Source organism: Salimicrobium flavidum (assembly GCF_900156645.1).
Lineage (GTDB): Bacteria > Bacillota > Bacilli > Bacillales > Halobacillaceae > Salimicrobium > Salimicrobium flavidum.
Genome location: NZ_FTOC01000010.1, coordinates 51424 through 65260, shown reverse-complemented (window position 1 = coordinate 65260; position 13837 = coordinate 51424). Strand labels below are relative to the sequence as shown.

At 40.7% G+C, this 13837-nt stretch carries 18 protein-coding genes and 2 pseudogenes; 6 read left to right on the top strand and 14 right to left on the bottom strand.

Features of this window, described 5'->3' with window-relative positions:
- Positions 1-218: 218 nt before the first annotated feature.
- The 4 genes from BW944_RS12625 to BW944_RS12610 all read right to left on the bottom strand — a co-directional run bounded on the left by BW944_RS12625 (position 219) and on the right by BW944_RS12610 (position 2988).
- Entirely contained in the window at positions 219-1745 is a 1527-nt protein-coding gene (locus BW944_RS12625) for a PH domain-containing protein (RefSeq protein ID WP_076560249.1), read from the bottom strand.
- Positions 1742-2230, bottom strand: a complete 489-nt coding sequence (locus BW944_RS12620) for a PH domain-containing protein (protein ID WP_076560247.1) — start codon at positions 2228-2230, stop codon at positions 1742-1744. Before BW944_RS12620 ends, BW944_RS12625 begins: the two co-directional genes overlap by 4 nt.
- Before the next feature lie 94 nt (positions 2231-2324).
- Complete coding sequence (locus BW944_RS12615) at positions 2325-2606, bottom strand: hypothetical protein (RefSeq protein ID WP_084193749.1); 282 nt, start codon at positions 2604-2606, stop codon at positions 2325-2327.
- 199 nt (positions 2607-2805) lie between these two features.
- Positions 2806-2988 (bottom strand): hypothetical protein, encoded by a 183-nt coding sequence (locus tag BW944_RS12610; RefSeq protein ID WP_076560243.1) that lies wholly within the window; start codon positions 2986-2988, stop codon positions 2806-2808.
- 230 nt (positions 2989-3218) lie between these two features.
- Between BW944_RS12610 and BW944_RS12605 the strand changes: the two genes are divergently transcribed.
- Together BW944_RS12605 and BW944_RS12600 are read left to right on the top strand one after the other, a co-directional pair.
- Entirely contained in the window at positions 3219-3566 is a 348-nt protein-coding gene (locus tag BW944_RS12605) for a type II toxin-antitoxin system RelE/ParE family toxin (RefSeq protein ID WP_076560241.1), read from the top strand.
- Positions 3567-3571: 5 nt separating this feature from the next.
- Positions 3572-3862, top strand: a complete 291-nt coding sequence (locus BW944_RS12600; protein ID WP_076560239.1) for a helix-turn-helix transcriptional regulator — start codon at positions 3572-3574, stop codon at positions 3860-3862.
- A 90-nt stretch (positions 3863-3952) separates the two neighbouring features.
- On the opposite strand, the gene BW944_RS12595 is transcribed toward BW944_RS12600, so the two are convergent.
- The gene (locus tag BW944_RS12595) at positions 3953-4609 is read right to left on the bottom strand and encodes a DUF2213 domain-containing protein (RefSeq protein ID WP_076560237.1); all 657 of its coding nucleotides are present in this window, start codon (positions 4607-4609) and stop codon (positions 3953-3955) included.
- Between the two features lie 264 nt (positions 4610-4873).
- Here BW944_RS12595 and BW944_RS12590 point away from each other — a divergent pair.
- A pseudogene (locus BW944_RS12590) lies at positions 4874-6103 on the top strand (IS110 family RNA-guided transposase).
- Between the two features lie 146 nt (positions 6104-6249).
- Here BW944_RS12590 and BW944_RS12585 read toward each other — a convergent pair.
- Both BW944_RS12585 and BW944_RS12580 read right to left on the bottom strand, forming a co-directional pair.
- Complete coding sequence (locus BW944_RS12585) at positions 6250-7083, bottom strand: phage head morphogenesis protein (protein WP_076560235.1); 834 nt, start codon at positions 7081-7083, stop codon at positions 6250-6252.
- On the bottom strand, positions 7067-7609 hold the full coding sequence (locus tag BW944_RS12580) for an anti-CBASS protein Acb1 family protein (protein WP_268794112.1): 543 nt from the start codon (positions 7607-7609) through the stop codon (positions 7067-7069). The genes BW944_RS12585 and BW944_RS12580 overlap by 17 nt, the downstream gene beginning before the upstream one ends.
- Positions 7610-7661: 52 nt before the next feature.
- Between BW944_RS12580 and BW944_RS12575 the strand changes: the two are divergent.
- A pseudogene (locus BW944_RS12575) lies at positions 7662-7964 on the top strand (IS3 family transposase); the annotation flags it as partial.
- A gap of 199 nt (positions 7965-8163) precedes the next feature.
- Here the strand turns inward: BW944_RS12575 and BW944_RS12570 are convergent.
- On the bottom strand, positions 8164-9012 hold the full coding sequence (locus BW944_RS12570) for a hypothetical protein (protein WP_076560231.1): 849 nt from the start codon (positions 9010-9012) through the stop codon (positions 8164-8166).
- 127 nt (positions 9013-9139) lie between these two features.
- Here BW944_RS12570 and BW944_RS12565 point away from each other — a divergent pair, with 127 nt between their 5' ends.
- The gene (locus tag BW944_RS12565; RefSeq protein WP_076560229.1) at positions 9140-9643 is read left to right on the top strand and encodes a hypothetical protein; all 504 of its coding nucleotides are present in this window, start codon (positions 9140-9142) and stop codon (positions 9641-9643) included.
- Between the two features lie 91 nt (positions 9644-9734).
- Here BW944_RS12565 and BW944_RS12560 read toward each other — a convergent pair whose 3' ends face one another.
- Both BW944_RS12560 and BW944_RS12555 read right to left on the bottom strand, forming a co-directional pair.
- The gene (locus tag BW944_RS12560; RefSeq protein WP_076560226.1) at positions 9735-10109 is read right to left on the bottom strand and encodes a thermonuclease family protein; all 375 of its coding nucleotides are present in this window, start codon (positions 10107-10109) and stop codon (positions 9735-9737) included.
- A gap of 3 nt (positions 10110-10112) precedes the next feature.
- Positions 10113-10325: a hypothetical protein gene (locus BW944_RS12555; RefSeq protein ID WP_143525716.1), complete on the bottom strand. Its 213-nt coding sequence runs from the start codon at positions 10323-10325 to the stop codon at positions 10113-10115.
- A 247-nt stretch (positions 10326-10572) separates the two neighbouring features.
- On the opposite strand from BW944_RS12555, the gene BW944_RS12550 reads away from it, so the two are divergent.
- Positions 10573-10854 (top strand): hypothetical protein, encoded by a 282-nt coding sequence (locus BW944_RS12550; RefSeq protein WP_076560222.1) that lies wholly within the window; start codon positions 10573-10575, stop codon positions 10852-10854.
- 275 nt (positions 10855-11129) lie between these two features.
- Here the strand turns inward: BW944_RS12550 and BW944_RS15470 are convergent, their stop codons facing one another.
- From BW944_RS15470 to purD, 4 genes are all read right to left on the bottom strand, one after another.
- Positions 11130-11210 carry a hypothetical protein gene (locus BW944_RS15470; RefSeq protein ID WP_407690087.1) on the bottom strand — a complete coding sequence of 27 codons (81 nt, stop codon included), beginning with the start codon at positions 11208-11210 and terminating at the stop codon, positions 11130-11132.
- Positions 11197-11559 carry a hypothetical protein gene (locus BW944_RS15165; protein WP_200806523.1) on the bottom strand — a complete coding sequence of 121 codons (363 nt, stop codon included), beginning with the start codon at positions 11557-11559 and terminating at the stop codon, positions 11197-11199. The genes BW944_RS15470 and BW944_RS15165 overlap by 14 nt, the downstream gene beginning before the upstream one ends.
- Before the next feature lie 100 nt (positions 11560-11659).
- A complete protein-coding gene (locus BW944_RS12540; RefSeq protein ID WP_084193744.1) occupies positions 11660-11941 on the bottom strand; it encodes a hypothetical protein in 282 nt (93 codons plus the stop codon).
- 647 nt (positions 11942-12588) lie between these two features.
- The gene (gene purD / locus BW944_RS12530) at positions 12589-13827 is read right to left on the bottom strand and encodes a phosphoribosylamine--glycine ligase (protein WP_076560217.1); all 1239 of its coding nucleotides are present in this window, start codon (positions 13825-13827) and stop codon (positions 12589-12591) included.
- Positions 13828-13837 lie beyond the last annotated feature (10 nt).

The following is a 13837-nucleotide window of genomic DNA, read 5'->3' as shown; positions in this document are numbered from 1 at the left end:
GATGACACTCTCTATCGTACCAAGGGGGCTTTTTTTATGCATTTGTCATATTCCCCGGTTTATCCTCACATTCTTTCCTTACAGGAATGCTCCTTACAGGAATTATGCTCGGAAAATGAGCAACAATAATTAACCAGCCCCTCCACAAATATTTATTCCCACACCCCTTTTCCCCAGAAAAGAAAGGAAGTCGAAACGTACTGCTTTTCTTACCTTCATTACTTTCCGGTGATTTCTATCTCCTTTCTACGGTCGAGATACCAGGCCTCCATCTTGCGGGCGAACGAAAATGGAATATCATTAATTTTTTCCATCCTTACAGGTGTAGAGCGGTTCACCGTAGTAATCGATGCCACCCGGAAATATCTCTGTAACTTTGTTTGCGAATAAGTCAGTCCGATCACGTTTTTCCTTTTAGTCATAAACATTTTGGTCGTTAGCCCGCCACTCCACCATTGGACCTGATCGTCGGTAACAGCGTATTTCGTATGCGTGTAATCCAGCACGCGTTGCAAAACTACTAAACAGAACAATACGATGATCAAAATCCACCATATCTGTTGTATTTGGAAAAAGTCAGGCTTGAAGTATATCAAAGCAATCGTTGAGACAATCCACAGCCAGCTTGGCGTGAGAAGTTTCACCCATAAAGAGATTAGGGGGAGTTTTTCCAACTCTGCGTCACACCGGTATCCGGGTAATATCTCTTCGATTAACCGATACGCTTCTTTTACCGGCAAAAAGGGATAAAGGGAGTTGATATCAGCTTTTTCGTTACCACCTGCCGGACTACTGGAAGAACTGATGATTTTCACCTCCGCCAGCCCGAAAATCCGTTTCATCAATGACTGGGTTATCTCCAATCCTTGAACCTTTCTTTTCTCAATGGCGAAATAACTTTCATCCAGTACTCCTTTATCTATGTAGATACGTCGATTGTCTGAGGAAATTTGATAGTTTCCGTAGCGGATAAATGTTCTGCTCACTCCAAAGCCGACTGCTATAATCAATGCCAAAGTGGCAATTATAACTATCAGCCAAACGCTCCCGACCACAGCCTGGAAGACACCCTCCATTTCATCTTGGGCCGGTAAAAATGATTCCAGATAATCATAAGCCGCAAAGGTAATCGGAATGATCGCAAGGAAACTTAAACTGGTAAAGCTGGCCTTGATCAGGTCTTTCTTATTAGCAGTAAAGTGGACCACCCGCTCAGGTTTTTGGTACTGTTCCTCATAATCCACCGTTCCCTGCATGGGGTCAATCTCTGATTGGTGTACGGCCTCTTCCCGAGTGGTCTCTTTTACCTTGGTTTCTTCTTGTACTAAATTAACCCAAAAGTCCGCATGCTGTTTGGAAACCACTTCAAAATAAATCGAATCGTCCTCCCCATCCATCGCTGTCTCCAGTGACAGAGAGGTCAATCCGAACAGTTTATGGAAAATGGTCGTTTTTTTCGTTACATTCTGCACTCGGGAAAATGGAATGGTGCTGGATTTCTTCACAAAAATTCCTTTCCGCATATGGAACGTCTGGTTCTCCCAATGATATTTTTCAAAAAACCAGGCCAGAATAATGTAAATGACCCGCCAAAGAATTATTGCTAAAAAAGCATATCTCCCATATTCGAAGAGCCAGGAATCAGATCCTCCGTTCACCACAAATAAAAGGAGAGCAATAAATACGCTGTTCTTAACCAAATTGTAGATACGAAATAAAATCGTTAATGGATGGTACCGCATCATTCATCCACTTCCTTCAGTTTTGCATATTCCGCAATAACCTCCCGGAGACTCAGTGCTATACCTTCTTCCAACCCAGGAATCGTATAGGAGGAGCCCATGGTTTCCACTTTAACGGAGCGCGTGTTATACCGTTTCATTAGCGGTCCCTGAACTGTAGAAACGGATTGAATTTTTGTCATCGGTACAGTCACCCATTCTTTTTTTAACACGCCATAGCTCAACTGCAAGTATTCTTCATTCCACTGGTAACTCCAGTTTCGGTAAAGTAGTTTAGGTTCGACAAACGACCAGAACGTCCCCACCACCGTAAATACCAGTAAAGCAATCAATATCCAGAAAGTCCACGTAGGCCAGGTGAAATAATAGTATAACCAAAACAACCCCGTCAGGATAATTACTGCGATACTATTTATCAATGTATCAGAGATTATTTTCATTTTTGGATAAGCAGGGGATAAGGTACGCTCTAATTTATGATCTACCATGATAATCGCCTCATTTATACAATTTATTCTGCTTGATGTGACTGCTGCATAAGTTAATGCACTAAGAAACCCTGGCAATCACCTGGTTTGCAGGTCATTTATAGCGTTCTAATACTTTTTCCAGCTTTCCATGGCACTTTGTATTATAGTGAGCATGATCCAGTTTTTCTGTCTTAAACTTTCCGATTCTGTGACGTACATCTTTATGATGGATAATTAAGTCCTTGTATTGCTCGTTTTTCAAATAGTCCTGGAACCAGGGATATTTTTTCAACTTTTCTATATTATTTTCTACGTCTTTTTCTGTTACTTCTTTAGTGAATTGGTGATCGACAACTAAAGCTAACAGCTCAAATATTATTCCTAATCCCTGCAAACCTAACCCCTCCCTTATTTTCGTCTAGAAAGACGTTTCAGAAATGAAAAAGGTTTCACTAATCGGGGGATAGTTTGAGATTAACTGTGATTGATCAGTTATACTGAAGTTTATGTATTTTCTTTCACAACCCTTGATTTGCTGGATGGAATTCACCTTTCACAAGATACTGGCCAGTTGAAAGTCTCTCTTGAGGAAATTAAGACGGGAGACTCTGAACAAGCGAAATGGTTATAATCAATGCCGACAAAGATCCTGCAGACAGTAAAGTTATCATTTTTCGCCAATTGATCTCTTTTGAAGGTTTTACAGCTTCTTTGGAAACCGCAATCCATATCATAAGAGAAACTATGGCTACTATAGTAATGAAATCATCAGACATATTTAACACTCCCTTGATTTAAATTTCACACATATTTTTCCGTTAAATATATCCTACATACGAATGAGGAAAATTGAAGTTTCACCATTAGACAAACTTGCCCTTTAGTTCAACAAGAAAATCACCAATATTCTTTAACGTAGCCATAACAATAGAAGAACAACTTTTAATTTTAGGTGCATTTATGCTATCATATAAGCATCGATAATCAGTTGTGGAAGGTAGACATTATGGACAAAAACTTTTTCAGTATTGAATATGCCAAAAGAAATGGAACTGTTCAGAACTTTGAAAATGAGCTTATAGAAAATGCTGAAGAAGAACCTCCTCTACTCATCAAACCAATTACGAGGAATACAACACTAGAGAAGATTTGTAGATGGGGAATTCAATCAAAAGGGAGTGGTAATCATCGAATCCTATATACGATTCACGATTATCACAAAGTTGTTCTTATGCATCATTTTGATAAACAGTACAATGGCGACATTAAGAGAAAAGATATTATTCCAGCTGAGGATGCTTACTTTGAATATTGTGGAGAAAATCCACCGAAGTATCCTATCAAGAAAGGGTGAGGTAGTTGGAAAAAGACTTTGGAGAAAGACTGGCCGGTGTAGTTGGAAAAAAACGCGTTGACGAATTAAAACAAAATGCCCGAGTATCTGCTCAAATAATCAAGGCAAGGCATGAGAAAAAAATAACTCAGCAACAATTAGCTGATGCAGTCGGTGTTGCTAAATCTACTATAGCGAGGATTGAAAGTGGGCTTACCGAACCCCGCGAATCAACCTTATATAGTATTTCACGAGTGTTGAATACTCCTTTAGTTATTGATGGAACGAACGAAGGCGAAGATCTTATCAAATCCTAAGGATATGTGAATTATGCAGAGGGAGGCATTCAGGCCTTCCTTTTTTTATTCTGAGGAAACCTTTGACCTTCACATACTCGATATGAATCCTTAAAATATCGGCTCTGTTATCGTTTGTTGTTGATTTTCGTACCTGCCAGACGAGACTTGCCTCAGGCTTTGACTCTGGACTTTCTGGATTCTCCCTAGGATCGATTCCGGTGATTTCACTTTCATGCTAGTCCTGCAGGCGTCCCCCTTTATAGCTGCCTCGGGTCCTACCCGCCCTTGATCTACGGTAGCGATGTGATTCACTTCTACATTGGTTTGCCTAAACTGATAATTCTTATTGTTATAGGTACCATCTTCAGCAACCAGGTCTGTCATGAACCCTAAGCTGATTTCACGCTTACCGTCATAAATTTTTTCAATAAGTGCCTCGTCCGTAATCGTAAAGCCAACCATAATGTCACCACTTTGGACTTTTGCGTCCGTGTGTGACATCCCTTTCCCATATGCTTTGATGTTCTTCATGTTGACAGGCTCATTAGGGTGGTCGTCAGTGACGGGCTTTGCATTACAAGATTGGACCGTACGATCGGAATAAATGTCACCCGGATGCTTGAGCTCATTTTGAATCGAGCCATCCTCACGTCCATAGGGATAAACCCCCGGCTTGGTCACAACATCCCTAACGGTCAAGTAACCTTCTTCAGTTGCGTTGTAATCTTTAATAAACGCTCGATCAAAACGTTGCTTCTTACTCAAACTCCCCCCTTCAAGCATTAAAAACATACTAAGATTAGTAGTACGAACCAAGGCATTGGTTTGTACTACTATTTTTAATTATAGTAGAGGGGAAGAGTAAGCCGGAGGGCTCTTAGGATCTTGAATTCGTAATAAAAACCGGCTACCTTCACCCACCTTATTCAAGTCAGGTTTGAGTATGTTGGATCCTTGGAGATCGTGTATAAGAAATGAGATTGAATAAGGAGTGGTGAAGCTTCAATCCAGAGGAATGGAGGAGATGTTATGAACCATGTCCTGGCCTTCGATGTCAGTATGGGGAAAAGCTATTTCGTTTTATACAATCCTTTGAAGAAATGCGATCTGGAAAGGGAAGTCATCCATTCCAAGTCTGAATTTCAAGCTCTGCAAGAATTGATCGACAACATAACCGATGTTTATGGAAAACAACCACGCATCGTATTTGAGGCAACCGGCAGTTATTCCAAACCGTTAGAACGCTTCATGCGCGACAATGGCTACGACTATTGTTTATTGAACCCTCTTGAAGCGAAGCTTCAAAGTGACGGTCTGCGGATTCACAAGACCGATCGCAGCGACGCGCATCAGTTAGCCCTGACTCACTTCGCGTATGAACGCCGAATTAAAGAAGAGTCCGGGGATCGCTTCCGTCAATTGAATCAACTCTCCAGGTATTATGAGGAATTGGATGAGGAACTCAGCATTGTCCGAAATAGGTTGCACAGGGCCTTACAAGAGACCTTCCCGTAGATCGAGACGATGTTCACGACCAAGTCGGCACTGTTTCTGAATCTCATCCAACTCTTTCCCCACCCTGACCTGGTGCTTCCCCATTCAAAAACAGTCATTAAGAATAAGTTACTCAAAAACACAGGGAAGAGGATCTCCCCCAAAAAAGCAGAAGAAAAGGCGATCCAGTTATTAGAGGCAGCAAGCAATTCCTACCCTGCCGCCCGCAGCACAGATGTCATCTGTGATCAGGCGCGTATGTATGCGGTTAGATTCCAGGAACTTCTCCACCAGAAGGATGCGTGTATACAAAAGATGACGAAATTAGCCGAACCTCTGGAAGAGTTTCGCATTCTGAGAAGTATCCCTGCCATAGGTGAACATAGTGCGGTGCGCCTCATAGCGGAAATTGGTGATGTAAGGCGTTTTCCTACGCATAAACAGTTGAATGCCTATTGCGGGATTGATATCCGTCGATATCAGTCCGGAAAATTCCTGGCTAAGGATAAGATCAACAAACGCGGGAATAAGCATCTCCGAAAACTTCTGTATATCATCATCTTAAATATGATCAGGAGTCAGCTATCAGGAGACAATCATATCGTTGATTATTATTACAAATTAAAAAAGCAACCCAATAACAAATGTCATAAGGTTGCGGTCGTCGCTTACATGAACAAGCTCCTGAAAACAATATTCTTTTTGGTCAACCAAAACGAGATGTATGATTACAGGCTAGCACCCTGCATCATCTCACCTACATGATACCACAGTCTCTCCCCTTTTGAAATTTAGACATCATGAGGGTTGTTTAGTGTGGCTTAAAATATGATTTCTACTCCTCAAAAAGAGAAGGTCATCTCTTTTGAAAAAATTTCCAGAAATCACTTGACTAATCGTAAGAAAGAGCCCTACCCTTTACGGCGGACTCTATTATCCTCATCATTCACTTTTTCTGTTTTCAAATTCTTTTGCCGTTGCATTAACTGAGAGACTTCCTCGCGCCCCTTAACCGTCGCTCCGTCTTTCCATGTGAACACATTCCCATCTAAATCAGCGTGGCTATCTCTTACACGCTCATCATCGCTATCACGCCAAACAAACTTCTTCATGCCAGCATTAAGATGTCTAGTCCTAGTTAAGTCCCCCAGGATGCTCCCGGATTGGTCTCGTGCTATAAACTTCGCTCTCGTCTTACTTGCTCCTGATGCCTTGCTAATCGCTTCAGCCATTTCATTAATGGATTGACCACGCCGGACACCCTGTAGCACGATGGTTTGGATTTTATCGTGATAGTCTTTATCGATACTTTTAATCCAGCTGACATTTTCACTGACGGCGGATCCCATGAAAGACTCTAACCACGTCTCTCGACCAATAGGGTCAATACCTAGTACCTTCTGCATTTGACCCTTGAAAGTGTCCTTGCTAAAAGCATTTATAGATTTTACAAAGCTATTGGCTAACTCATTTATAGCCTTTGGTGAAAACACAAATTGAGTTGAGAACTCACGATCCTTTTGCAACAGGTTGGTGATTTTAGCAAGAATGTTCTCAAAATCAACGACAAAAAGACCGCTATCCATCTGACGGCGGTATTCATAAATCAAAGGTTTTATTTCGTTGGTAAAAACATTCCACAGATTCTTTCTGTTAAGATCCACAAGCTGACTTTTCCCGGGGTAATAACTGACGGAAATGGCTGTAGGAAAAGAACTCTTTGGCACTTTAGGTTGATTGACCATGGCTATCCCTCGCGTCTTGGATGCTCTTATCCAATTCAGTTAGTTCATCCTCACTGAAGTCTAGCTCGGCACTTAGGGATGATCCTTTGAAGCGCTTTTCACGAACTTCATCGGATGTAATGACTTGGTTTGTAAGATAAATCGCATCCGTTTCAGCAACCTTCTTACGAATTTCGGCATCCGATTGGCTATCTAGTTTCCATAATGGATTGAAGCTAAATGACCAATCGAGCTTGTCTGGATCTAGCCCTCCGAATTCAGGAGAAAAAACATCGTCAATGACATTCATCTTTGAAACCTTCCGAGAAGAAAATGGATGTAAATAGTCTACGGATTTTAGCCTTGCAGTTTCTACTGAATCACTCAATTGAAAGTCTTGGCTTTCAGTCATTCCCAATGCTGTAAAGCCATCTCCTCGAAGTCTTTCGTATCGAACCATGTTCTGAAAGGATTCCTGAGCATTTAAAGCTCTCAGCTTAAGCTCTAACTTCTTTTTTAAGTTCTGGTCCTCAATGTTTAAGGTAATCCATAATATTTTCTAACCTTTCCGTATCAGATTCAACTTGAGGGACATTCACCTCTTTCATACCGACAGAGGCAACGAGTTTAAAAACCAGGCCATCGAAGAATTACTTGAAACCTTTGATATTGATCGTTCCCTGAGTGAAAAAGGATGCCCTTATGACAATGCCGTTGCCGAAGCTACATATAAGGTACTGAAAACGGAATTCATCTATGGAGAAACATTTGAAACGCTTCAGGAATTGGAGCTCGCCTTATTCGATTATGTTCACTGGTACAATAACATCCGCATTCACGGGACGTTAGGCTACCTTACCCCGGCCGCTTATCGCCGGAAACACCTTAACAAAATGGTCTAGTTTTGTGTTGACGATCCAATTTTTTGCGTGCCAGGGTGCATTTGATATAGAAACGCAAATTTATTGAGCTTCCCCTGTTAATTAAATAAGAATTAAGAAGAGGAGAAGACACATAGTGCTTCTCCTCTTCTTAATTGAAAAATCTCCTTTGAAGATATTATATTATGGTATTTCAACCACTGTATCATCTGTATAAACATCAATATCTTGTTATACTTGAAGTACTATCAAGCAGTACAACTCCTGCATCAATATCACGCCCATCTAATTGGGCGTGGTCAGTCCCTACAATCAAATTATTCTGTAAGGTATAGCCTCCATCCGCTTCTAGGCAATGACCTGCAGTAATCAAAAACCACCTAGTATCTTTTCTAGCCACAGAATTAGCGGTGCATCCACCACCATCGTCGATTCTGATACCTCCTCCTAATTTGTTATAGTTTTTAGATCTGCTTATCTCCTCCTTAAAACCAGAGTTCTTTTTGGTCTTCACGAATTTTGTTTTTTTGAATATAGACTTGAAATTGCTTTTTTCAATATTTGATAACTTTTCTTTGTAAAGAACATAAATCACACTTTTATCTGCATCAGGGTCAATACCAGCTAACTTATTCCTCACTGTATTATTGCTTTTCATATAGTCAATCATCTCTTTAGTGAATTTATGTAGCTCTTCTGGTGTGTAGTCTATTTTGTTAAATTTAATCTTTTGTTCCGGGACTGACTTTTGAATTAATTTCTTAATTTTTTTAAAATGTTTATCGTTTTCTTTATAATTAATCACTATTCTACTTTTTTTCCCTTTATATTCCATAGTTACTGAAACATTATTATGAAGAAAATCTGTACCGAATTCCGATACAATAGTATCTTCTACAGTGTCTCTAATAGGTTGAAAATCTTCGGAAATCTTTTTTTCTTCATCATTAATTGTGTTGCCTATTACTTCGAACGAATTTTGTGATGAAGCGCTTACAGAAAAACCAATTAATAATACTAAACAAGAACAAAGCGAAAAAACAACGGCTAATTTGTTGACAAACTTCATTTAACTTCCTCCTTTTTTGAAAATTCTATCATTTATTTACAATTATGTCTAATGAGGGTAAAATACTAAATATAACCTGATTTATATAAAGTTAAGGGAGGGGAGAATAATTAGAATATTTTCTACTTTGATAGTATTACTATCTTCTTTTGCACTATTAACCGGGTGTAATAATGAAAAAACTGATGTCAATAATGAAAATACAGAAATATCAATAGCATCAGAGAGACTATCATTTTCAATTATTTATCCTCAAAAAGTAGAAAAAGGTAAACAATTTTCTGTTAAGGGAGAAATCTCGAATGAATCTGAAAGTCCTATAAAATTAAGTCATGGACGCCCCCCTATGTTATTTAGTGTCGCAAACCAGGAAATTTCACGTGGAGAAGATATTCAACTAACAACGAACCTTGCCCCTAAACAGTCTCTTCATTATGAAGCAACCTTTACAATTAGTAAGAAAGGAACATACAACTTAATTGCTAGAACCTCTTCTTTAGAGATAAATGGTCAAATGATTGATGGAAAAGGTAACAAAGACTATATAGAAGAAGATATGTCGAAAACATTTAAAAAACTTGAAAAAGCAAAGCTCTCTCTTGATTCAATGAAAATCGAAGTAGTGGATTAATGTTCTAGGAAAGCTTCTTTCACACTATCGGATTTCATCTTGATTATTCAGTGAACATCTTTTCAATACTTTTTTCGTTTATACGCGCTTTTCACCCATTTAGTTTCCATATTCCTTTGTTTTGTTGTTTTGCTTGTTCTTCGGCTTCTCGGTAAGCGCCTAGTCTTTCATAATCATCATAGACGTACGCTATCTCGGCATCCCCTTTTTCTAGCAACATTTTGTTGAGATCACGGCCATCGGGGAGCTCTATGTAACCCAACAGTCTATCGTACTTGTCCCGCTTGTCTCCATCGAAGACAATAGTAATCAGGCTTCCCCCGGGGACATGCTCCTTTACGAATGCACTAGCTTCTTCTCCGTAAGGCATAGGGTCATTTTCGTACTCACCAGTGGATTCCGGAGAATCAATGCTCAAAAAACGCACACTATCACCGTTGACTAACTTGATCGTGTCGCCATCCACAACCTAATCGACACGCTGCGTGGTCGATGTTTCTTCCGTGAAAAAGTTATTAGCATTATCAAGAATCCATTCTTCCGTATCCGCTTCAAAATCAGATATTTCTTGACCCAGCTCTCCTTTTACACCATCAAGTAGCCCTTCCCCCTGGTCCTTCACGTTTTCTATAGAATCATTCGGTGAGCTTCCCGGCACAATCTCTTGATTGCATCCAGCCATCAAAAATATAGCTGCAGTCCCGAATTATTCAAAGGTATGAATAATTCGGGATGACGAATACTTATTACAGATTAATGATTCTTACGGGGGAAGCGTTGACCATTTCTCAATAAAACACAACTTATCATTCTATATTGAGGACAGTGGTTGGAGAGTTAACTCCATAGATGCCGACCATAACTTAGTTTATTCTGGTGATGACCTTAAAGATACAAAGCCAGATGAAACTGACTCCCATGAGTACGACGTGACACTTGGTTACCCTTACCAATTTCAAGTTACAGCTTCATTTGACGATGATGTGAAAATTGAAAAGTATGTACAAACTACTGAAGAGTGGGTCGATTGGAATGTTACAGATTACGGAATAGAACCTGCGGATGTTATTGAATTCGGAAGTGGTTGGACAGGGCAGCGGTTCGCCGCTACTGAGATTCACACACAGGTTCAATTTAGATCAGGAATAGATGTTGTATCATATGCGGAACACGAAATCAGTGTCTTTGCAGATGCAGAAGACGAACTATAAAAAAAGAAACTGGGCCAAAAGTTAATCTCATAAGAAAAAATCCGAACAATTTATTATCGGATTTTTTCTATATTCAGTCCATTGAATTATTATGGAAGAAAAATACTTGGCTTTCCATCGACACGGCCTCAGCTAAATGCATCAAGGACCTCTTGATTCATTGGATCTTCAGCGCGTGTTGTTCTCACAGGAGTCTTCGTGGTTTTCTTCCATTACTCATGAGAACCGATTATTCGTGTTGTCCCGGACTCTTTTTTTAAATTTTATCTCTCCTATTAACCAGCTTCCAATCCAGGAATCGTATAGGAGGAACCAATGGCCTCTACTTTAACGGAGCGAGTGTTATACCGTTTCATTAGCGGTCCCTGAACTGTAGAAACGGATTGGATTTTTGTCATTGGTACTGACACTCATTCTTTTTTTTAACACGCCATAGCTTAACTGCAAGTATTCTTCATTCCACTGGTAACTCCAGTTTCGGTAAAGTAGTTTAGGTTCGACAAACGACCAGAACGTCCCCACCACCGTAAATACCAGTAAAGCAATCAATATCCAGAAAGTCCACGTAGGCCAGGTGAAATAATAGTATAACCAAAACAACCCCGTCAGGATAATTACTGCGATACTATTTATCAATGTATCAGAGATTATTTTCATTTTTGGATAAGCAGGGAATAAGGTACGCTCTAATTTATGATCTACCATGATAATCTCCTCATTTATAATAATTTTTTCTGCGTATTGTGACTGCCGCATAAGTTAATGTAGGCAGAATTATGGCTGGGTAATCATCTGCAGTCACAAATCAGTTATAGCGTTCTAAAACTTTTTCCAGTTTTCCATGGCACTTAGCATTATAGTGAACATGATCCAGTTTTTCCGTCTTAAACTTCCCGATTCTGTGACGCACATCTTTATGATGGGTAATCAACTCCCTGTATTGCCCGTTCTTCAAATAGTCCTGGAACCAGGGATATTTTTTCAACTTTTCTATATTATTTTCTATATCTTTTTGTGTTACTTCTTTGGCGAATTGGTGGTCGACAACGAACATTAACAGCTCAATTATAATTCCTAATCCCTGCACACCTGTCCCCTCCCTAATCTTCTGTTAGAATGACGTTTTAAATATGAGAAAGGTTTCACTCGATGCGGGAAGAGTTTGGGATTGCCCTTAGTTGATCAGTTATTTCTGAATATATATGTAAATTATTTCCTAACCCTATATTCGCTAGCTGGTTTTCACCTTTCTCCATTATACTGGCCCGTTGAAAATCTCTATTCAAGGACTTAAAACGGTAGACTCTGAGCAAGCGAAACGGTTAGAACAAATGCCGATAAAGATCCCGCGGACAGTAAAGTTATCATTTTTCGCCAATTTATTTCTTCAGAAGGTTTTACAGCCTCTTTGGAGATCGCAATCCATATTACAAGAGACACTATGGCTACTATCGTAATGACATCATCAGACATATTTAATACCACCTTGAATTAGATTCATCTAAATTTCTACACGCATCATTCCATTAAATGTAACTTATATACGAATGAGAAAAATCTAAGTTTCACTATTAAATAAAACTCTTCTTCAATTTTAAGAAGAAACTACCAATATTCTTTAACGTAGACATAACAATAAAGAACACTCTTTTCTTTCAAGTACAGTTACACCGCTTTCAGCAACCGTATGTATCAAAAAACCTCCCGGGATTTCTGAAATCCCGGGAGGCTTCGTTAAACCTTTTTGGCTATATCCGTTCTGTAATAGAAATCATCGTTATCCGCAAAAGATTCAAGCTCCTGGTAAACGACCTTCCTCGCTTCTTCATGATCAGATCCGACAGCTCCGGCCATCAGGACCCGGCCGCCATTACCGACGAAAGCCTCTCCCTGTTGTCTGACACCGGCGTACGTGAAACAGCCGCTGCCGTGTCCATGATCAGGAAGGAGGTTCCCTTTTTCATAAGCGCCAGGATATCCGGCGGAGGCGAGAACTACACCGACCGAGCACTCGTCCCTCCATGCAAGACGGGGATCGACGTCATTCGTAACATCTTCGATCACCTGGATAAGATCGTTTTTCAAAAGCGGGAGTACTACCTGAGTCTCCGGGTCTCCGAATCGTGCGTTGAATTCGATGACCTTCACTCCTGTTTCCGTTTCGATAAGACCGGCATATAAAATTCCCTGGAACGGCCGTCCTTCCTGTTGCATCGCTTTCGCTACAGGAATAAGGATATCATTTACCGCTACATCCACTTTTTGATCAGAAAGGTCCGCTACCGGAGCGAACGCGCCCATGCCGCCGGTGTTCGGCCCCTCATCGCCGTCATACGCCCGCTTATGATCGCGCGCCGGAAGCATAGGATACACCTTCTCCCCTTCCACGAACGCCATCAGGGAAAATTCCTTCCCGTCCAGAAACTCTTCGATTACGACTTCATGTCCAGCACTACCGAATTTGTCCCCTTCGAGCATCGAGGAGACTGCTTCTTTCGCTTCCTGGGTCGTGGAAGCGACGACTACACCTTTGCCGGCAGCGAGGCCATCCGCTTTCACTACAATCGGGGCTCCCTTTTCTTCGATATAGGCGTGAGCTTTTTCTATATCCGTGAAAGCTTCATAATCGGCTGTCGGAATGTCGTATGCTTTCATCAATTTTTTTGCAAACCGTTTGCTGCCTTCGATCAACGCTGCCGATTTATCAGGACCGAAAACGTTGAGCCCCTGCTTTTTGAATACATCGACGACTCCCTCTGATAAAGGGTTCTCCGGACCTACAATCGTCCAGTCGATGTTTTTCTCTATCGCATAGCTGGCGAGTGCGTCAAAATCCGTTTCCGGAATATCAACGAGTGTCGCTTCTTCCATTCCGTCGTTGCCGGGAGCGACGAAAACATTGTGCTGATGCCGGGTCAATTTCTGGACGAGGCTGTGCTCCCGTCCTCCGCTGCCGATGATTAAAACGTTCATAGGCGCCTCC